General features: G+C 35.8%; 17 protein-coding genes. 12 read left to right on the forward strand and 5 right to left on the reverse strand.

What is annotated here, in order from left to right:
- Nucleotides 1–11: 11 nt before the first annotated feature.
- From CGC47_RS02490 to CGC47_RS02500, 3 genes are all read right to left on the reverse strand, one after another.
- Complete coding sequence (locus CGC47_RS02490; RefSeq protein WP_095899944.1) at nucleotides 12–2099, reverse strand: carboxy terminal-processing peptidase; 2088 nt, start codon at nucleotides 2097–2099, stop codon at nucleotides 12–14.
- Between the two features lie 187 nt (nucleotides 2100–2286).
- Nucleotides 2287–2694: a c-type cytochrome gene (locus tag CGC47_RS02495; protein WP_095899945.1), complete on the reverse strand. Its 408-nt coding sequence runs from the start codon at nucleotides 2692–2694 to the stop codon at nucleotides 2287–2289.
- Nucleotides 2695–2918: 224 nt separating this feature from the next.
- Nucleotides 2919–3953 (reverse strand): Omp28-related outer membrane protein, encoded by a 1035-nt coding sequence (locus CGC47_RS02500; protein WP_052456116.1) that lies wholly within the window; start codon nucleotides 3951–3953, stop codon nucleotides 2919–2921.
- A gap of 136 nt (nucleotides 3954–4089) precedes the next feature.
- Here CGC47_RS02500 and CGC47_RS02505 point away from each other — a divergent pair, with 136 nt between their 5' ends.
- Both CGC47_RS02505 and CGC47_RS02510 read left to right on the forward strand, forming a co-directional pair.
- Nucleotides 4090–4572, forward strand: a complete 483-nt coding sequence (locus CGC47_RS02505; RefSeq protein ID WP_041999903.1) for a TlpA family protein disulfide reductase — start codon at nucleotides 4090–4092, stop codon at nucleotides 4570–4572.
- 2 nt (nucleotides 4573–4574) lie between these two features.
- On the forward strand, nucleotides 4575–6266 hold the full coding sequence (locus tag CGC47_RS02510; RefSeq protein ID WP_041999906.1) for a DUF6029 family protein: 1692 nt from the start codon (nucleotides 4575–4577) through the stop codon (nucleotides 6264–6266).
- 77 nt (nucleotides 6267–6343) lie between these two features.
- Here CGC47_RS02510 and CGC47_RS02515 read toward each other — a convergent pair whose 3' ends face one another.
- Nucleotides 6344–7297 carry a DUF6929 family protein gene (locus tag CGC47_RS02515; RefSeq protein WP_041999959.1) on the reverse strand — a complete coding sequence of 318 codons (954 nt, stop codon included), beginning with the start codon at nucleotides 7295–7297 and terminating at the stop codon, nucleotides 6344–6346.
- Nucleotides 7298–7355: 58 nt separating this feature from the next.
- A complete protein-coding gene (locus CGC47_RS02520; RefSeq protein ID WP_013997499.1) occupies nucleotides 7356–8045 on the reverse strand; it encodes a transporter in 690 nt (229 codons plus the stop codon).
- Nucleotides 8046–8159: 114 nt separating this feature from the next.
- On the opposite strand from CGC47_RS02520, the gene CGC47_RS02525 reads away from it, so the two are divergent.
- The 10 genes from CGC47_RS02525 to CGC47_RS02570 all read left to right on the forward strand — a co-directional run bounded on the left by CGC47_RS02525 (nucleotide 8160) and on the right by CGC47_RS02570 (nucleotide 20537).
- On the forward strand, nucleotides 8160–9341 hold the full coding sequence (locus CGC47_RS02525; protein WP_095900358.1) for a cysteine desulfurase family protein: 1182 nt from the start codon (nucleotides 8160–8162) through the stop codon (nucleotides 9339–9341).
- Nucleotides 9342–9423: 82 nt separating this feature from the next.
- Nucleotides 9424–10356, forward strand: a complete 933-nt coding sequence (gene mdh / locus CGC47_RS02530) for a malate dehydrogenase (RefSeq protein WP_041999909.1) — start codon at nucleotides 9424–9426, stop codon at nucleotides 10354–10356.
- A gap of 93 nt (nucleotides 10357–10449) precedes the next feature.
- On the forward strand, nucleotides 10450–10884 hold the full coding sequence (locus CGC47_RS02535) for a hypothetical protein (protein WP_041999911.1): 435 nt from the start codon (nucleotides 10450–10452) through the stop codon (nucleotides 10882–10884).
- Between the two features lie 4 nt (nucleotides 10885–10888).
- The gene (locus CGC47_RS02540; protein ID WP_013997503.1) at nucleotides 10889–11176 is read left to right on the forward strand and encodes a DUF721 domain-containing protein; all 288 of its coding nucleotides are present in this window, start codon (nucleotides 10889–10891) and stop codon (nucleotides 11174–11176) included.
- 106 nt (nucleotides 11177–11282) lie between these two features.
- Complete coding sequence (locus CGC47_RS02545; RefSeq protein ID WP_013997504.1) at nucleotides 11283–11681, forward strand: pyrophosphohydrolase domain-containing protein; 399 nt, start codon at nucleotides 11283–11285, stop codon at nucleotides 11679–11681.
- Between the two features lie 10 nt (nucleotides 11682–11691).
- Nucleotides 11692–12570 carry an ACP S-malonyltransferase gene (gene fabD, locus CGC47_RS02550; RefSeq protein WP_041999914.1) on the forward strand — a complete coding sequence of 293 codons (879 nt, stop codon included), beginning with the start codon at nucleotides 11692–11694 and terminating at the stop codon, nucleotides 12568–12570.
- Between the two features lie 96 nt (nucleotides 12571–12666).
- Nucleotides 12667–14286, forward strand: coding sequence for a DUF6377 domain-containing protein (locus tag CGC47_RS02555; RefSeq protein ID WP_041999917.1), 1620 nt, complete (start codon nucleotides 12667–12669; stop codon nucleotides 14284–14286).
- Between the two features lie 207 nt (nucleotides 14287–14493).
- Nucleotides 14494–17481 (forward strand): SusC/RagA family TonB-linked outer membrane protein, encoded by a 2988-nt coding sequence (locus CGC47_RS02560; RefSeq protein WP_095899946.1) that lies wholly within the window; start codon nucleotides 14494–14496, stop codon nucleotides 17479–17481.
- Between the two features lie 12 nt (nucleotides 17482–17493).
- Nucleotides 17494–18981, forward strand: a complete 1488-nt coding sequence (locus CGC47_RS02565) for a RagB/SusD family nutrient uptake outer membrane protein (RefSeq protein WP_041999919.1) — start codon at nucleotides 17494–17496, stop codon at nucleotides 18979–18981.
- A 107-nt stretch (nucleotides 18982–19088) separates the two neighbouring features.
- Nucleotides 19089–20537: a glycoside hydrolase family 30 protein gene (locus CGC47_RS02570; RefSeq protein WP_041999922.1), complete on the forward strand. Its 1449-nt coding sequence runs from the start codon at nucleotides 19089–19091 to the stop codon at nucleotides 20535–20537.
- The last annotated feature ends 8 nt before the right edge of the window (nucleotides 20538–20545 follow it).

The raw sequence follows: 20545 nt of genomic DNA on the forward strand, positions 1-20545 counted from the left end.
AATGATTATTTTCAGTTTTGCTTCAAATCGTGAAGAACATCTATCGCTTCTTTTATATAGATATCTTTCAACAAACCCTCGTGCCAACGATCACGGCGTAGCTTTAAATCTTCATTTTTCTGTATTTCAATTTCTTGTGAAGGAACAGACTTAAAGGTAAGCCCATTTTTATAATCAGAAAGAGCCTTAAAGCGCTTGGATTGCTCCTCATTATTTTCTATGGTTTTCTTGTAAATATCATAATTTAGCGAAAACATATTTTGATCTTGTTGTTGCTTTACCCAACGAGCATTCTCGTCAATCAGTTTAAGATAATCATTTCCTGCCATACGCTTTTTACTATTTTCAATGGCTGTATTTAAAGATTGTCTCTCCCACAATTGGTAATTGGCGGGTTCGATTTTATCCCAATGCATCGCATTATCTAAGTCACGTTCTCCTATATCAATATATGTGTATTTATCAGGTAGAGAAACATCACTTTTTACACCTTCAAGTTGGGTAGAACCTCCACTGATGCGATAAAACTTTTGAGTGGTAATTTTCAAAGCCCCCAAATCTCCCATATCACTATTTCTCATAAAGCGATTCAAATCTACTACGCTTTGCACCGTTCCTTTTCCGTAGGTTTGTTTTCCGCCGATAACCACAGCGCGTTTGTAGTCTTGCATAGCAGCAGCTAAAATTTCAGAAGCAGATGCTGAAAGTTCATTAACCAAAATTACCAAAGGTCCGTCCCATTGTATTTGTGGGTCAGAATCAGAAAGCACTTCCTTATTTCTTCCTGTTGATTTAACTTGCACGATAGGGCCTTTTTCGATAAACATTCCACCAATATCTACCACTGTTTTTAGTGACCCTCCTCCATTATTTCTCAAATCGAGGACTAATCCTTCAATTCCTTGTTTTTTGAGTTTTTCAATCTCTAAAGCCATATCCGAAGCGGCATTTCTCTCCTTATAATCTTGAAAATCAACATAGAATTTAGGCAAATCAATAATTCCGTAGGTTCTTCCTTGGTCTTGAACAATTGCCGATTTTGCAAAGGTTTCTTCAATTTCTACTACATCACGAATAATAGAAACTACCTCAATAGTACCATCTACTCGTTTAACGGTTAATCGTACTTCAGTACCTTTAGGTCCTTTTATTAAGTTTACTGCATTGTCCAAACGCATACCTACCACATCTACAGGCTCTTCATCTCCTTGAGCTACTTTAAGTATTTGGTCGCCTACTTCTAACAATTTACCCTTCCAAACGGGTCCACCTAAGATGATACTAGTAATTCGGATACCATCTGTTTTTTTCTGTAATTGAGCCCCAATCCCTTCAAATTTGCCAGAAATATCCCTATCAAAGCGGTCTTTTGCCTCTGGTGCCAAGTAGTTGGTATGAGGATCAAACGATTCGGTTATAGCATTGACAAAAAAACCAAACCAATCCTCACGCGTAAGGTCTTGATAAAAACCAAAAAGCTCAACAAGATTTTTTTGGGAAGATTCTTGAGCTTCTTGTTGCAATTCGGTAGCTGTTTTTAATTTGTATTGTGCGTTTTTTTCCTTTTTATCAGTTTCCTCTTTCTCTTTTACCAAATAAGTAGAAAGGGTTGAAAACACAATAATTTTATTCCAACGTTCACGTAATTCAGCCTTATTTTTTGCGTAAGGCAAATTTTCATAATCCACGTTAATGGTTTCTTTAGAAAAAAGATTTACTCGTTTTTTTAGAATTTCTTCGGAAAGCACTTTGGCTTCGTTCATTCGCTGCGTAAGCCGATTATGAGTAATATTAAAAAATGTGATATCTCCTTTTTTCAAGTCATCGTCCAAACGAGTTTCATATTTCTCAAATTCCTTGATATCAGATTGTAGAAAATAACGTTTCTGTCCGTCCAAAATTTCGATGTAATTCTTATACACTTTTTTGGAAAATTCATCGTCAATATGACCAGGATTATAGTGCCCGTTATATATCACATATTGAATAATTTCCAGTAAAAGTTTATCCTTATCAGGATTTTCGAATTTCTTGCTCACAAAACTACAAGAAGCAAAAGAAATAAACAATAAAGTTAAAAATATTGATATGCTTTTCATTTTTATACAGATATAAATTCAAAAATTATACAAACATACTTGATAACTAAAGCTACATTTCGATACCTTCCCCTCAAAATGGTAAGCTAGTTCGTTAAAAGAATAGCAAACTTACATAAAAAAATCAATTATACGTCATTTATATTGGTATATCTACTAAAAAAATGTATCTTTTTGTAAAGAATAATTACAATGTTCTGAGAAATTCTAATATTGCTCGAGCTTCTTCTTGGGTTAAATGTTGATTTGACATCGTTACACCGTTATAGTCTCTAAGCAATTCTTGTGCGATAGCATCTTTTTGTAGCATTTCTTCTGGATTTAAAATCATATTCATAATCCATTCGGGTGAACGTTTTTCAGTAATTTGAGCCATTTTAGGTCCAACAAAATCTTTATCGGTATGATGGCAAGTCGTACATTTGGATTTGAATATTGCCTCGCCTTGCTTTACTAAAGTTTTGTCAATACGTTCTGCAATAATTACTTCTTTAATCGGTCCGATACCTTTGTTATCAAGGTTAGGCGATTTTTGAGTGTTTTTACACCCTGAAATCAACAAAATCCCTATCACAAATAAAATAACAGTCTTCATTTTTTAACTCTTTGGGGTTATGTTATAATTTTTAGTATCATATTGAATGAAGCTGAAGCCCTGCATCATACTTTTCAATGACATTTAGTTTTTAACACATAAAGAATTCCTTGTACAAAAGTACACTTTCAATTTAAAAAAGACAACACAATATACATATCAAAAAGTAAGCCGAAAGCAAAAACTTTCGGCTCATCACAATAAAAATATTAACTTTTTTCTATCTATTTTGCATACTGATAATCCTTGGTTTCGTTTGCCTTAGCTTCTTGAACGTTTACCACCGCTCCTGCTGCATTGGTAACAAAAACAACTACTTTTACTTTATCTAAATCAGTATGTTGAAGCAATTTATAGCTAACCTGCTGATTTTCCTTAGTTACTTCTTGACCTTTCTTTAATGTACCTAACGCATTTCCTGTTACTTCTCCATAGATATCTCTCAATACTTCATCGTGTTTGAAATTAGGGTCATACTTTTCTATAACATCTGATTGCCCATAAATAAGATGATCTTGCGTAACAAAAATATGATATTTTAGTCCTTCAAGGTTTTCAGTAGTTTTAAAACTTACTGAAACATTTCCACCAGTAGCATTTAACTGAGAAGAAATTTTTATTCCAAGAGGAGATGTTGCTGTTTTTTCCAAACGTTCAAAAATATGTACCCAAGTATAGCCTCTGGGAAGCTGTTGATCTCGGTTCATTACAAGAAAAGGAAATCCTTTAAAGTCAAGATTAGGTAATATTTTAAAAAGACTTAACAATGGGTAGCTTTTTTGAATTTCCATAGGCTCATTACGCCGTCCTCCACGATTATGAATAGCAACTACAACAAATCTCTCTTTGAGAGGTGTTTGTGCATTTTTAGCTGTCTGAATAGATCGTGTTGCAATAGGACAATATCCACACCACGTCCCTGTAACGTCTTCTACCAAAACTTTACTTACAAAAGCAACATTGTTATCGGCTTGGTTATTATCCGTTGAGTTGTTATTACCACTTTGGTTGTTATTTTGGTCAGAATTATCACTATCTCCTCCCTGATTACTTCCGTTGGAATTATCGTTACTACCACCATTATTCTCTTCATTTGAATTTTCTGAAGATGAAGAATTTCCCTCTTCTTTTTCAGGGGTTTCTTCTTTAATTTCAGTGTTTTTTTCCTCCTTTAACGGACTATCTTCCTTCTGACACGAAATCACAAAGAAAGAAAATAACATTAGGGCAACTAATCCCCATAAAAAACTCTTTTTCATTGTATCGTAATATTTATTTAATTGCGTTGCAAAGGTAGCTAAAAAATTACGAAAAATGCAACCTTTTTCAATTTTTACTTTTATCTTTGCACAACTTTTTCAAAATAACGAACCTTTTTTACAATAATTATAAATAATGAAATTTTTAACTACACTCACAGTCGTGCTTTTTAGCACTTTTTGTTTCGCACAAGCGTCATTACCCAATGTGCAACTGAAAGATTTACAAGGCAAAGCAGTAAACCTTTCTGATTACAATTCTAAAGAAAATCCTATCATTGTTAGCTTTTGGGCTACGTGGTGTGCTCCGTGTATCAAAGAACTAAAAACATTTAATAAACACTACAAACAATGGCAGGATGAGTTCGGCACGGAACTAATCGCCGTTTCCACAGACGATGCCAAAACCAAAAACCGAGTAAAATCGCAAGTAAAAGGAGCAGGTTGGCAATACACCGTTCTTATGGACGATAACCACGAACTAAAAAGAGCCTTGAATGTTGCCAACATTCCTTACACACTTATCTTACACAAAGGCAAAGTAGTATATGTACACTCGGGTTATACGCCTGGTATTGAGACTGAAATCTACAAGAAATTACAATCTTTATCCAAATAACTATGCGTAAATTTTTACTAACTTCAGGAGTTTGTTTGATTTCGGCAGTAGGTTTTTCGCAACTTCGTGTCGGTTTTGAATCGAACTCACAATATTACATTGATGACAACAAAATAAAATTAGATACTGAGGAAGCCAAACATCGATTCCGTTCTAATAATTATCTGAAAATTGACTATCGCGTCAAAAATTTTGAGTTTGGAATACAGGGCGAGTCGTACGCACCAAAAGCATTATTGCAATACAATCCGCAACTAAAAGATTATCATATCGGTACAGCTTTCGCCCGTTATAACAATACGCAAAAAGGTATCGACATTACAGTTGGGCATTTTTATGAGCAATTTGGCAGTGGTTTGGCTCTTCGTTTGTGGGAAGACCGTGCTTTGGGCATCAATAACGCTCTTTTCGGCGGACGAATCAAATGGAATTTACAGGACATTTTTCAGTTGAAAGTTCTCGGGGGAAGACAGCGTATTGGTATGGGATTTGACTTTTCCAAAGGATTTGTTTTAGGAAGCGATGCCGAATTAGACATTAGTCAACTACTTAAAAAAGAAGATTATACACTAAAAGTTGGAGGTTCATTCACAATGCGAAATGAGGATATTACCAAAGAACAACCTCAATCCGAAAAAAACACTTCTGTTTTTGGTTTTCGAACCGATTACAGCGGAGAAAAATTCAATTTCAGTGGAGAATATTTGTACAAAACCAAAGACATTCATTTTGAGCAAAATCAATTCTTCTCTAAAGTCAATCGACCAGGTAATGCCTTGTTAATCAATATGGGATATAACAATAATGATAACATAGCTTTTAATATAAACCTTCGTCGTTTGGAGAATTTCAGATTTTTCTCACAACGAAATATCGCTGATAACATCTACAATTATGGTGTAATCAACTACATACCAGCCCTGACTAAGCAGTACGAACATAGTTTACAAAACATATATGTGTATCAGGCTCAACCACAGATAGTTTACGATGGTTTTCCTAAAAAACAAGGAGAAATTGGAGGACAATTCGACCTATTTTATGAAGCCGAAGCAGGGTCTTTCTTAGGTGGAGCAACGGGAGCAAGTTTTGCTATAAATGGTTCGTATTGGGCGGGAATTAAAAACGACATAAAAACAACTACTCGTAAGGACAAATATGGTGTCGAAATAGAAGAAATAGAACTTAATACTCCGCTTATTGGTATGGGAGAGAAATACTATCACGACATTGCCATAGAATATCGAAAATCATTTACAGATAACTTTACGACTGTTTTTTCGTATTTGAATCAATATTATAATAGTTTACCTATTGTTCAAAAGTCATACATCGTAAAAGCACATACCATTTCTGCGGAAGGAATGTATTTTTTATCTGACACACAATCCGTTCGGTTAGAAATGCAACATCAATGGGCTAATGAAGATTTGAAAAATTGGATAGGCAACACATTAGAATATATCCCTAATGTACGATGGTCGTTTTTCGTGAGTGATTTGTACAATTATGGTAACGACGAAAAGGACAAGAGAATCCATTATTACAATGTTGGTACTTCGTTCTCTTACAAAACCACTCGTGTAGCTTTAAGCTACGGAAGACAACGTGGTGGCATTTTGTGCGTGGGCGGAATTTGTCGTATCGTACCAGAAGCAGCTGGGCTGACACTTAATATTACGAGCAGTTTTTAATATTTTTGCTTAGATATTAACAAAAATGAGGGATTTTTCAGTTGAAAAATCCCTCACTTTTATTCAAATAGAAATTGTTAAAAACGTAATCTTGCTTTTATCAGTTCAGTATTGCCATTATCATCATCAGTAATAAAAATAACGGAATCATCGCATCGCATCGCAGAGGTAGCAGGAAGAGTAACCGACTCTACTTTCAATGTTTTTTGGTTTGAATTGGGAATGATGCTATAACGCTCAACTTTTACAGCGGAAAAATCAGCAATATTTAAAACACCCACCAAACTACCTATAATTTCACCATCATTATAAGCATCATCGGTCTCCTCTACCGAAGCGGTAAAAATCAGCTGAGAATCATTCCATTTTGCAGCTCCAGAAAAACCAGCTTCGTAGCCCTCAATTATGGGCAAGGTTACCTTTACTGCCTCCAAAGTTGGGAAAACTCCTCCTGAAAGAAATTTTAAAAACTGCTGGTAATTAAAGCGAATAATCACATTATTAGCCCGATTAAAAAGATACAACTGCCCGTTGAGATAAGCCGTAGCTTCAATATTCAATTCGGAATGGGTCAATAATGGAAGTTTCTTGATTTCTTCATAAAAGGAAGTTAAGTTGAACGAGGTAATTTTAGGGGACGCTCCTAAGTGAATTTGAACAAAAATATCGCGTTGTGGAGACTTTGAACCTGAACCAAAAGTAACCAACTCACTGGACGAAATCGCCTCCAAGGTTTCAAAATCAGTCTTTCGTTTCTTTTTGATGCGATTTCCTTTGAAATCATCAGCTTTGACTTCTAAAAGAGATATTTGTTCGATAATTTTAAAATTTTCATCTATCACGTATAAAAACGGACTATCATCGCCTATTGCATAATATTTGCCACCAACATAAGCTATCCCCGAACCACTGGGAAAACCACTTATATTTTTTGTTTTCAATATACTAAGTTTCATATTCTGCTGACTATATACGTACGAAGAAAAAGCCCCCACACAACTGCAAAGCAAAAATAACAAAAAACGTTTCATAAATAATAGTTTCTTTAACTGATTTATTTTTAATAATATAGTTTCATTAAATACAAAACTATTTGGTAAATCGGTAGGAAGCACCAATTACTGCGTAAAAATTTGACTCTGAACTAAAAATATCACGACCTAAGGAAGCATCTATCTGAAAATTAGAACGAATTACATATAATAATCCGACATCTATACCGTGTTCAGGACGATTTTCGGGGGCATAGGTACCAAAATATTCAGCATAAATTGCCAGTTGAGGCAACAGGGGCGTTCCTAATTGTAAAGTACTGATTACATTTTTGAACTTGTTAGCACTTCCTATATTGTAAACCAAATACAATCGTTGGGTAAGGTCACGCTCAAAAGCCAAAACAGCATCAACATCTACTCCTTGAGAAAAATGGGGGTCATACGCCAAATAACCGACCAAAGTTATGGCAGGTATCCAACCCTTTACTTCTGTTAATTTCTGCTTAGCACTGAAAACAAAATCATCAAAACGACTTTTGCCTGAATGATTTCCAAAATTAGTTTCAATACGAATTTCAGTTCCATCAATAACGCCGTAACGCAGCATTAAATTATCAGTAACCGATTTTTCACGAAAAGTCAAACCATTTTCAAGCTGAAAAACATTGGGCGTTAAGGTATATACTCCTTCACTTTGGTCTGGACGATCGGTACTAATATCTTCAATGCTTTGCGCTAATGTTTTTGAACAAAGCAACAATATAATTACTCGTATTATTTTCATATCATTTTTTTTGCAAATATATGATTATGTATCAGATACACAAACATAAAAATGAAAGTGCTGTTTATTGAGAAAAATCATACATTTGTGCTGGTTAAATTAAACATTTTTGCTATGATAAGTCCTCAAGAAAATGTATATTTTGATAATGCTGCTAGCACTCCTCTACTGCCTCAAGTGGTGGAGCAAATGGCGGAAGTATTACACAAATACTACGGAAACCCTTCATCTACTCATAGCTACGGAAGAAGTGCAAAAACATTGATTGAAAAAGCTCGTAGAACCATAGCGAAAATCATCAATGCACAACCCTCTGAAATTATTTTTACTTCAGGAGGAACAGAGGCAAACAATATGATTTTAAGAGGATGTGCGCGCGATTTAAAAATTCAAACCATTATTTCAGCACAAACCGAACATCACGCTGTTTTACATACACTTGATAGCTTATCGCAGGAATACGGCATCACTATTCGGTATGTGAATTTGACTCCTGAAGGAGATGCCGATTTGCAACATCTGCAATCTTTATTAGAAACACATCAAAAAGAAAAAGTATTGGTGAGCCTAATGCACGTAAATAATGAAATCGGTAATATTCTTGATTTACAGCAAGTGTGTAAAATTTGCCACAATTATGGAGCTCTTTTTCACTCCGATACGGTACAATCGGTAGGGCATTTCCCTTTAGATATGCAACAAATTTCAGCCGATTTTATAACAGCTTCGGCACATAAATTCCACGGACCCAAAGGTGTAGGTTTTGCTTTTATAAGAAAAAATATACCTTTGAAAGGGTTTATCCTTGGCGGAGAACAAGAACGAGGCATACGTGCCGGTACAGAGGCTTTACACAATATTATAGGTCTAGAAACCGCTTTTACATTAGCTTACAACGAATTAGATGTTCGAAATGAACAAATCTTAACCATAAAGAAATATTTTATTAAACGTCTAAGTGAGCAATTTTCAGCAATAACTTTCAATGGGCAATCTGGTGACTTACAAAAAAGTTCACCTACTATTTTAAACGTACGGTTACCATTTTCTGCCAATACATTACTATTTCATTTGGATATTCAGGGTATTGCTTGTTCTAAAGGAAGTGCCTGTCAGAGCGGAAGTGTACAAGATTCACACGTTTTGACTGCTTTTCTTCCTACCGAAGCCCTACGCAAAGCCTCACTACGTTTTTCCTTCTCACATCTAAATACATTACAACAAGTAGATTATGTGATTGAAAAGCTCGTTGAAATAATACATCAAGAAAAAAATAATTTTTTATTGCCCAATTAAGTTTGAATACTGATTTAAAATTTGTAACTTTGATACGTTTTTTAGTCTGTAATAAATTATTTAATAATATAAAGAAAATAGTATGAAAGTAACAGTTGTAGGTGCAGGAGCTGTAGGAGCAAGTTGTGCCGAGTACATTGCAATCAAGAATTTTGCATCAGAAGTAGTTTTAGTAGACATCAAAGAAGGATTTGCCGAAGGAAAGGCTATGGATTTGATGCAAACGGCTCCCTTAAACGGATTTGATACCAAAATAGTAGGAGCAACTAACGACTATTCAAAAACAGCAGGGAGTGATGTGGCTGTAATCACTTCAGGAATTCCTCGCAAACCAGGAATGACTCGTGAGGAGCTTATCGGAACCAACGCAAACATCGTAAAATCAGTAGTAGAACAATTGGTAAAACACTCACCAAACGTGATTGTTATTGTGGTTAGTAACCCTATGGATACGATGACTTACTTGGTATACAAAGCTACAAATCTGCCTAAAAATCGTATTATAGGTATGGGAGGAGCTTTGGATAGCGCCCGATTCAAATACCGTTTAGCAGAGGCTCTAGATTGCCCACTTTCAGATGTTGACGGAATGGTAATCGCTGCACATAGTGATACAGGAATGTTGCCACTAACTCGTTTGGCTACACGAAATGGTGTGCCTGTTTCGGAATTCTTATCAGAAGACCAATTACAAAATGTTTCTCAAGAAACCAAAGTGGGTGGAGCAACCCTAACCAAATTATTAGGAACTTCGGCTTGGTATGCTCCTGGAGCGGCTGTATCTGCTCTTGTACAAGCTATCGCTTGTGATCAGAAAAAAATGTTCCCTTGCTCGGTAGTTTTGGAAGGAGAATATGGTCAGAAAGATATTTGCTTAGGCGTACCTGTTCTTGTGGGTAAAAATGGAGTTGAAAAAATCGTTGAAATTAAACTAAACGACGCCGAAAAAGCAAAATTCCAAGAAAGTGCTGCAGCGGTTAGAGAGGTTAATAAAGATTTAGCTTCTGTACTATAATTCTAAAAAAAATTAAATCATAAAGAAACTGAAAGGTTGTCATATTAGGCAGCCTTTCGTTTTTTAAGGAAAGATTATTTTATTATAAATACAATGAAATACATCAGTTTGTTTTTTATAAGTGTTTTTGTGGGTATAACCACTTCTTGCAAACAAGAAATAACAAAACAGGAATTATCAGCATTAAACGGATATTGGGAGATTGAAAAAGTAACTACTGCTGAAGGTCAAGTCAAAGAATATAAGATAAATACAACAGTGGACTATATCCAGCTTGAAGAAAATGAAAAAGGATTTCGCAAAAAAGTTTATCCCAATTTAAACGGACGTTACCAAACCTCTGATAATGCCGAATTCTTCACCCTAAAAAAGAATACTGATACACAATGGGAAATCATTTATCAAACCAACGAAAATACGTGGACAGAAATTTTAACCTCAATAAGTGCTAATCATTTCCAAGTATTGAATCAAGCAGGGGTTACTTATCACTACAAACGTTGGCAATCCTTTGATTTACAACAATAGAACTATGGACGGAAATAGCAAATCCTTAGCCGACATCCTAAAACTCATCGTTAAGGAAAATAAATTGGATTATGGCATCCGAAAGGTGCGCGTTCGTGAGGCTTGGCAAGAACTAATGGGGGTTCCCATAAACAAATATACCTCCTCGGTGGAACTGAAAGGCGAGGTACTTTATGTGACACTAACCTCAGCTGCACTTCGAGAGGAACTCAGTTACGGAAAAGAAAAAATAATAAATATGCTCAATGAAAATTTGGGAGAAAAAGCCATCGAAAAACTAATTTTTATGTAAAGCCTATACATTTTATAAGGAAGAAATCAAAAAAATAGAGATTTTGTCCCAAAAAACACATAAAATATTGTACTTTTGTGTAAAACTCATTTTATTAACTTAACTAATGAAAGAAAAAATAGAAGCTGTTACCGCATTTCACCAAGCCTTTGGTTTGGGCATTCGCCACACCCCCACTACCGATTTAACCGAAGAAACCATAAAGTTGCGTTTTAACCTAATGGCGGAGGAAAATCAGGAGTATTTACAAGCAGCTCAAAATAAGGATTTGGTTGAAGTAGCTGATGCTTTAGGAGATATGCTGTATATCTTGTGCGGAACCATCATCGAACACGGAATGCAACACAAAATAGACGCCGTTTTTCAGGAAATACAACGAAGTAATATGAGCAAGTTAGGAGCAGAAGGCAAACCCATATACCGTGAAGATGGCAAAGTGATGAAGGGTCCAGATTACTTCCCTCCTGATATTGCTAAAATTGTAAATAACAATGAAATAAGATAAAATTTTGAATATGAAAGCATACATTTTTCCTGGGCAAGGTGCCCAATTTGTAGGTATGGGACTTGATTTGTACGAAAAATCAGCAGATGCCAAAAGCCTCTTTGAACAAGCCAATCAAATCTTAGGATTTTCCATTACCGATATAATGTTTGGTGGTACTGATGAAGATTTAAAGCAAACCAAAGTAACCCAACCTGCCATATTCTTACATTCGGTAATTCAAAGCATCGTTTTAGGAGAAGACTTTCAACCCCAAATGGTTGCAGGACATTCCTTAGGAGAATTTTCGGCTTTAGTAGCCAACAAAACACTATCGTTTGAAGACGGCTTATCATTGGTTTCAAAAAGAGCCTCTGCAATGCAAAAAGCCTGTGAAAAACAACCTGGAACAATGGCTGCCGTTTTGGGATTAGAAGACAGCGTTGTGGAGCAAATTTGTCAATCAACAGAAGGTGTAGTAACTGCTGCAAACTACAACTGTCCCGGACAATTGGTCATCTCTGGAGAAGTAACAGCCGTGGAAAAAGCTTGTGAGGCAATGAAACAAGCAGGGGCAAAACGGGCTTTACTATTGCCTGTAGGCGGAGCTTTTCATTCGGTATTGATGAAACCTGCCGAAGAGGAACTCGCTGCTGCTATTGATACCATCCGATTTGGAAAACCCATTTGTCCTGTATATCAGAATGTAACTACCACTGCCGTTTATGATGAGGTTCAAATCAAAAAAAACCTGATCAATCAATTAACTGCACCTGTAAAATGGACGCAAAGCATACAGCAAATGATTCGAGACGGAGCTTCCGAATTTATTGAAGTAGGACCTGGAAAAGTATTACAAGGTTTGGTAAAAAAAATAAATAAAGAAGTTATGGTAACTTCTGCACAATAACAAAGGTTTTCAGACTTTTGTGTAACGAAATAAAGGCATATTTAAAAAGAAAACTAAATATGCCTTTTGTTTTATTTTTCAAAGTGTATTTGTTTTATGCTCAAAAAATTATTCATCATAGGAGTACTCTCAGCTAATGTTTCATTTGCACAACAAGAAGCTGATTCCATTACTTATCGTTTATTTAAAGTTATGGAAAATCGTAGGGAAAATGGTTTAAAAAAAGAAAATCAAATCAATTCATTTAAACAAATGCTAAAGATGCAAAATGTGTCCCTAGAACAAGCCTTCTACCTGAATGAAAAATTATATGATGAATATCGAAAATATAAAGTAGATTCATCGATCAGTTATTTACATAAAAATGAAAAAATAGCACAACAATTACAAAACGATTCGCTTACTTACCGAGTTCGTATTCAATTGGCAAAAATGTACGCCGTTAAAGGACTTTATATCGAATCAAAAGAATTACTTGATCAGATAAACAACACAAAATTACCCCAAGGACTTCTCTATGAATACTATAGTGCTTGTCATTCTTTTAATAGCCACTACGGTCAAAGTACCAATAATCTGACGTACTTTAAAAAAAGTGACCTCTATCGTGATTCATTACTAATGGTACTTCCTGATAGAAATATTGAATATCAATTGGAAGAAGCCGTACGTAATCATTACAATTCAAAAGATGATTTGGCAGAGAAAAAACTTTTGGAATTGTTACAAAAAACTACTGACCAAAATCCTGAACGAGCGTGGATTGCTTATATGTTAGGAGAAATATACAAATCTGAAAAAAACGTCAAATTACAAAAAAAATTTTACTCCATTTCAGCCATCACCGATATCCAAAACACCATAAAAGACAACGCCTCACTGCAAAGTTTAGCACTAACTTATTACGAAATGGGAGATATTGACAAAGCCTATCTTTTCATACAAGCTGCCATTGAAGATGCTGTTTTTTGTGGAATCAGATATCGAACCGATGAAGGTACTTCTTTTTACACCATAATCAATGAGGCTTATCAAGAAAAAGAATATAACCGAAAGAAAGAACTTAAGCTGTATTTGATTTTGATAAGTTTCTTGTCGCTGTCTTTACTTATAACTTTGATTTACGTATTCAAACAAGTTAAGCGTTTAATACAAGTTCGTAAAGAACTATCAAATAGTAACATAAAACTAAACGAATTAAACATAAAACTCTCAAAAGTTAATCATAGACTACACGAATCCAATCACATAAAGGAAGAATACATCGCTCATTTTTTTAATCTGTGTTCGGCTTATATTGATAAAATGGAGCATTATCGGAAAAGTTTTTATAAAAAAGCTAACGCCAACCAATTCCAAGAACTCACCAGAATGCTACGTTCAAATACTTTTTTAGAAAAGGAATTAGAATTACTTTACGAAAATTTTGATACTATATTTCTGAATATTTATCCCTCTTTTGTGGAAGAATTCAATGCGCTATTGCTTCCTGAGGAACAAATCTTACCCAAAAAAGGAGAGTTATTAAATACTGAATTACGAATTTTCGCTCTCATCCGTTTAGGAATTACTGATAGTAATAAAATTGCTGAGTTTTTAAGATATTCTTTGCGCACAGTGTATAATTATCGAACTAAGGTACGCAATAAAGCAGCTGTAGCTCGTGATGAGTTTGAAGATTACGTAAAAAAAATAGGCTTTTATAACAAACAATAGCCAAATACACTACATAAGTCAGTACTTTTTTCACACAAAAAACAAACAAAAAAATCTCATTATCAGATATTTAAATTGATTAGTTAGTACTTTTTTTTAATATTGTAGGATAACATTTAAAGTACGCTATAATTTTGTATTACGAAACAAAACGAAACTATTCGTAACAAATCAAAAGATAAAAAACTATTTAAATTTTGAAGCGATATGAGAATTTTAAAAGAACATTTTTTATTTTACGTACTGTTCTTTAGTTTAATGTATTCTGTACAAGCACAGAATTTTTCTAGGGTAACAGGTACAGTAACGGATGAATCAGGAATTCCCTTACCCGGAGTTTCGGTAATTCAAAAAGGAACTTTAAAAGGAGAAGCCACCGATTTTGATGGTAAATTCTCTTTAAGCGATGTGCCTCAAGGAGCAATAGTTCAATTTTCTTACATCGGATACAAGACATTAGAGGTCAGAGTAAACGCCTCGGTACTGAATGTAAAAATGCAGCAAGAAACTCAGGAATTAGATGAAATTGTAGTTATTGGTTATGGTACTCAGAAAAAAGGTGACGTAACCACAGCTATCACCTCTGTAAGTACAAAAGACATCGACCAGCGTCCTGTAACATCGGCTGCACAAGCTATTCAAGGACGAGCCGCTGGGGTTCAGGTGGTTCAGCCTAATGGGGCTCCAGGTGCAGGATTATCGGTTCGCATTCGCGGAAATACCTCTATTAGTGCTTCAAACGACCCACTTTATGTGGTAGATGGCGTTCCTGTACAGGATATCAATAATATTGCCCCTACCGATATTCAGGATATGCAAATTTTGAAAGATGCCTCATCATCAGCTATCTATGGTTCACGTGCAGCTAATGGTGTAGTACTTATCACAACAAAGCAAGGACGTAAAAACGAAGATGCCAAAATAGCTTTTACTTCGTATATAGGAACTTCAGAAGTAGCCAATAAAATAAATTCGCTTAATGCCACACAGTACAAAGCCTTGACAGATGACCTATATGGTAGTAAGAATACAGTTCCTGCTGGACTGACTGATGTAACCGATTGGTACAAAGAAACATATCGAACCAGCTTCACACGTAACTACCAAGCTTCAATTTCTGATGCAACCGAAAAAACATACTATTATTTATCAGGAGGTTACACACGAGATGATGGTGTTATCCGAACCTCTTTCTTTGAGCGTTACAATGTTCGCTTGAATTTAGAGAATAAAACTAAAAAATGGCTTACTTTAAGTACAAACTTATCTTATGCTGATTATTCTTCCAACGGAATTATCACAGGGCAGGGCTCCAATCGTGCTGGAGTGGTACTTTCGGTAATTAACACGCCTACTTACGGAAAAATATGGAATGATACACCAGGAAAAGAGGGACAATATTTTGAAGATTTTTACGGATTAAAGATGGTTCACCCAGTAGAAAATATTTCTCGTAATGCAGATAATCAATTAAAAAACAATCGATTTTCAGGTAGCGCAACAGCCACATTACATTTTACAGACGCTCTAAAATTTAAATCCACCTTTGCCATAGACCGTCTTTCAAGCAAACTCAACGAATGGACAGACCCTTCACTGACTTCTTACGGACGTAAAGAACACGGAATTGCTATTGACAATCGTTGGAATACCACTCAACTAACCTTTGATAATCTTTTAACTTTTGACAAAGTTTTCGACAGACATAGTCTCTCACTTTTAGGAGGTACATCAGGAACTACATTTAGGTACAACCAAAGTTATATACGAGCCACTCATTTTTCGGGTTCAGATATAAAAACACTTAATGCCGCCAATAAAATAGACCCTAATGCAACGAACACAAACGAACACGAATGGGCAATGATGTCATACTTAGGGCGTATTTCATACAACTATGACAGCAAATATCTTTTAACCGCCAATTTCCGTGCTGATGGCTCCTCTAAATTAGCTCCTGCCAAACGTTGGGGATTCTTCCCTTCCTTTTCAGTTGGGTGGAGAGTTTCTAATGAAGCCTTTTTAAAAGATGTTGATTGGCTTTCCGAATTAAAACTTCGCGGAGGTTGGGGGCAAGTAGGTAATCAAGCAGGTATTGGTTCGTACGGACATCTTCAACTTTACAGAATCACACGTCAAAATTGGTGGACTACAGGAAATGCCAATGCAATGGTCAGCCTTGCACCATCAACCTTTTCAAACCCTGATTTGACTTGGGAAAAAACAACACAAAGCAACGTTGGGTTGGATTTGGCTCTGTTCAATAATCGTTTACAATTTACCGTAGATGCCTATCTGAAAAAAACCACTGACCTACTTATGAATGTAGATCTTCCTGCCACTTCTCCTATCCAACACATTTACAGAAATGAAGGAGAAATGGAAAACAAAGGAATAGAATTAGGTCTTAATAGTCGAAACTTTACAGGTAACTTCTCTTGGAATACAAATTTCAATATTTCGTTTAATAAAAATAAACTTACCAAGTTAGAACTTCAAAAGATATACTATTATGCTGTTACTTCGGAAGCCACAAGCGAAAAAGTAGTTCGTCTTGAAGAAGGAAAACCCTTAGGTCAGTTCTGGGGATATATAAGTCAAGGCGTTAATCCACAAACTGGAGATATTGTATATGCCGATATCAATAATGACGGTGTCATTACACCCGAAGATAAAACCCATATTGGTGACCCTAATCCTGATTTTACTTTTGGTTTAACAAATGATTTTTCTTTTAAAAACTTCGCTCTTAGTATATTTCTACAAGGCTCTTATGGAAACGATATCTATAACGCTTCTCGTATAGAAACCGAAGGTATGTACAATTACCGAAACCAATCCACTGAAGTACTTCGTCGCTGGACAACTCCTGGGCAACAAACCGACATCCCTCGTGCAGTGGCAGGAACCCAAAATATTATGACTTCCTCTCGCTGGGTAGAAGATGGTTCATATCTGCGTGTGAAACAAATCACCCTTTCGTATGATGTTCCTTTAGATGGAATTAAAAGATTAGGAATAAAGAAAATACAACCTTATTTCACTGCTCAAAATCTATTTACTTGGACAACCTACAAAGGATTTGACCCCGAAGTAAACCAATTCTCAGGAAATAACGAACCTGTACTTGGCATCGATTGGGGAACATATCCACAAACAAAAACCTTTATTTTTGGTCTTAATGTTGAATTTTAATAACGAATAACAATGAAAAATTATATATTACCCTTTGTTGTATCAGTAGCTATGGTTTCCTGTAGCTTAGACAAGGAACCAATATCTGATTTTAGTGAATTAAGACAAGAGAGTTCATCAGCCGTTTCCTACACAACTCGTGCAGAACTCAAACCAGCTTACGATGCTATGTACACTTTCATAAAAGGAAACGGACAAGAATTTTGGATTCTTGATTTTATGGTATGTACCGAAACACGTTCCGACAATGCTTACGCTGGGGGTACAAATCTGGAGCTTCTGGAAAATGAAAAAAACACACTTAGCTCCATAAACAAAAATAATTTGCGTGATTGGAAAGGATACCTAAATGGTGTGGCACGAGCCAATATTGTTTTAGCTAATATAGATGCTATCACTGACATAGATGACAGCGAACGCAAACGATGGAAAGCTGAAGCACAAATATTACGTGCGTGGATGTATTTTGATATGGTACGTCTTTGGGGAGAGGTACCTCTATCGCCGGCCATTAATTTACCGCCCATTACTTCGGAAAATATCAACAAATTATACCCTATTTTGTACCCTGAAAGACGAAATACAGTAATTGAAGTTTACACTGACATCATTGCTAATTTAGAAGCAGCTGCACAAAATGCACCTGAAGTAAATTCTTCAAACAAATTTCTATTTACCAAAGGGGTTGCTAATGCACTTTTAGCAAAAGTATATGCTGAAAAACCTATGCGTGATTATACCAAAACCATTCAATACGCTGATGCTGTGATAGCCTCAGGATATAGCTTATTGCCTAATTATGCTGACCTTTTTCAGCTTAATGACACCAAAACTGATATCAAACTCCGCAACTCGTCAGAATCCATCTTCGAAATTACTTACGAAGGAGGAGGTACTTGGGTAGCAGGATTATTCGGACTAAATCATACTAATCCAAAAGATGCCATTTCGTGGGCACGTTGGGTAGCTCCTTCTCGCGACCTTATTGCAGCTTTTGACGCCGAAGGAGATGTTGTAAGACGTGAAAATTCCATAGTATATTCACCAACTAATCACACCACCTACTATCCTGACAAAACAAACTATCCACACCTGTATAAAATCAGATCCAGCTCTTCAAGTGTAATTAAAATCCGATTGGCTGACATTTTACTAATCAAAGCCGAAGCTGCTGCAGCTTTGGGTGATGTTACTACAGCCGCTTCTCTTGTCAATCAGGTGCGAAATCGTGTAAATTTACCCAATATACCCAACAATTTATCACAGACAGATATGCAAGTCGCTGTACTTAAAGAACGTCGTTTGGAACTTGCCTTTGAAGGACAGCGCTGGTTTGACCTTCTCCGTAGTGATAAAGCAATTGAAATAATGAATGGTCTTAACAGCCGTGATAGTGGACGTTTACAGATGAGACCTCTTACTCAAAACACTATGATTTCTCCTGTACCAAACGAAGAAAAGGATAAAAACCCGAGATTAGGACAAAATCAAGGGTACTAAATGATTTTTAGTAGAAAGTTACTTAGTGGAAAGTTACAAAAGAATACTTTCCACTAAGTAACAACTTTCACCAATTGTGATACAATTAACAAATCTGTAAAAATAAGATGAATGTAAAAATCACAACCATATTGATTAGTTTTTGGATAATTATTTCTTGCTCTAACAATAAGTTAGAAGGTAGAAAGGTAGCGGCTTTAATCACCACAGCGAATGGCGAAAAAAGTTTTCATAAGGAAGAAATCAATTTGGTGATGAGTGACGCCCAAACAAAGGCCGATATTACGCTAAATCCTTCCGAAAAGTATCAGTCTATCTACGGATTTGGGTCAGCGATAACAGGGTCAACTTGTTACAATCTACTGAAAATGAATCCTTCCGACAGAACCAATTTCTTAAAAGAAACATTCTCAACCACTGAAGGTTTAGGACAAAGTTATGTGCGAATTTCTATCGGTTGCTCCGACTTCTCGATGAGTGAATATAGCCTTTGCGACAAAGAAGGAATTGAAAATTTCGCTTTACAATCCGAAGAAAAAGAATACGTAATCCCTATTCTGAAAGAAATTTTAACCATAAATCCTGACGTGAAAATCATCGGTTCGCCTTGGACACCACCACGTTGGATGAAGGTAAGCAACCTGAAGGATTTAAAACCCCATTATGAATGGACTAGCGGTCACCTCAACCCAAAACACTATGATGATTACGCATTATATTTCGTAAAATGGCTTCAAGCAATGAAAAGTCACGGCATTGAAGTTGATGCAGTTACCATTCAGAATGAACCACTTAACAGGGGAAATTCTGCTTCACTATTTATGGGTTGGCAAGAACAGTTGGACTTCATAAAAAAATCGTTAGGGAAATGTTTCAAACAAGAAGGAATCACGACCAAAATTTACCTGTTCGACCATAACTTCAACTACGACAATATGGCAGACCAGAAAGATTATCCACTCCACATTTATAACGACAAGGAAGCATCAAGTTACATTGCAGGAGCTGCCTATCACAATTATGGAGGGCATTACGATGAACTTCAAAAAATACATTTAGCACAACCCGATAAAGAACTCATTTTTACCGAAACTTCTATCGGAGAATGGAACGACGGACGAAATTTATCAGCCCGTTTGTTAGATGATATGGAGCATATTGGCATCGGAATTCTCAATAATTGGGGAAAAGCGGTTATTGTTTGGAATTTGATGCTCGACGAAAAAGGTACTCCCAATCGGGAAGGAGGTTGTAAAACTTGCTACGGAGCGGTCGATATTTCATCAAACGATTACAAAACCATCACTAAAAACTCACATTATTACGTTATTGGGCATTTGTCATCAGTGATAAAACCCAATGCCGTGCGTATTCAATCGGAAACCAATAACAAAAACATTTTATGTACAAGCTTCAAAAATCCTGACGGAAGTTACGCTTTAGTACTTCTAAATAGAGCTTCTTCCGATGAAGAAATTACAATAAATGATAGCAAAAAACATTTTAAATATAGTATTCCAGCACGTAGTGTGGCATCTTTTTTATGGAATAATTAAAGTAAAAT

Origin of the sequence: Capnocytophaga canimorsus (assembly GCF_002302565.1) — a bacterium.
Classification (GTDB): domain Bacteria; phylum Bacteroidota; class Bacteroidia; order Flavobacteriales; family Flavobacteriaceae; genus Capnocytophaga; species Capnocytophaga canimorsus.

Bases quoted from the DNA above. Each gene is read 5' to 3' on its own strand.
- CGC47_RS02490 (WP_095899944.1), bottom strand. From the start codon at position 2,099: ATGAAAAGCATATCAATATTTTTAACTTTATTGTTTATTTCTTTTGCT.
- CGC47_RS02495 (WP_095899945.1), bottom strand. From the start codon at position 2,694: ATGAAGACTGTTATTTTATTTGTGATAGGGATTTTGTTGATTTCAGGG.
- CGC47_RS02500 (WP_052456116.1), bottom strand. From the start codon at position 3,953: ATGAAAAAGAGTTTTTTATGGGGATTAGTTGCCCTAATGTTATTTTCT.
- CGC47_RS02505 (WP_041999903.1), top strand. From the start codon at position 4,090: ATGAAATTTTTAACTACACTCACAGTCGTGCTTTTTAGCACTTTTTGT.
- CGC47_RS02510 (WP_041999906.1), top strand. From the start codon at position 4,575: ATGCGTAAATTTTTACTAACTTCAGGAGTTTGTTTGATTTCGGCAGTA.
- CGC47_RS02515 (WP_041999959.1), bottom strand. From the start codon at position 7,297: ATGAAACGTTTTTTGTTATTTTTGCTTTGCAGTTGTGTGGGGGCTTTT.
- CGC47_RS02520 (WP_013997499.1), bottom strand. From the start codon at position 8,045: ATGAAAATAATACGAGTAATTATATTGTTGCTTTGTTCAAAAACATTA.
- CGC47_RS02525 (WP_095900358.1), top strand. From the start codon at position 8,160: ATGATAAGTCCTCAAGAAAATGTATATTTTGATAATGCTGCTAGCACT.
- mdh (WP_041999909.1), top strand. From the start codon at position 9,424: ATGAAAGTAACAGTTGTAGGTGCAGGAGCTGTAGGAGCAAGTTGTGCC.
- CGC47_RS02535 (WP_041999911.1), top strand. From the start codon at position 10,450: ATGAAATACATCAGTTTGTTTTTTATAAGTGTTTTTGTGGGTATAACC.
- CGC47_RS02540 (WP_013997503.1), top strand. From the start codon at position 10,889: ATGGACGGAAATAGCAAATCCTTAGCCGACATCCTAAAACTCATCGTT.
- CGC47_RS02545 (WP_013997504.1), top strand. From the start codon at position 11,283: ATGAAAGAAAAAATAGAAGCTGTTACCGCATTTCACCAAGCCTTTGGT.
- fabD (WP_041999914.1), top strand. From the start codon at position 11,692: ATGAAAGCATACATTTTTCCTGGGCAAGGTGCCCAATTTGTAGGTATG.
- CGC47_RS02555 (WP_041999917.1), top strand. From the start codon at position 12,667: ATGCTCAAAAAATTATTCATCATAGGAGTACTCTCAGCTAATGTTTCA.
- CGC47_RS02560 (WP_095899946.1), top strand. From the start codon at position 14,494: ATGAGAATTTTAAAAGAACATTTTTTATTTTACGTACTGTTCTTTAGT.
- CGC47_RS02565 (WP_041999919.1), top strand. From the start codon at position 17,494: ATGAAAAATTATATATTACCCTTTGTTGTATCAGTAGCTATGGTTTCC.
- CGC47_RS02570 (WP_041999922.1), top strand. From the start codon at position 19,089: ATGAATGTAAAAATCACAACCATATTGATTAGTTTTTGGATAATTATT.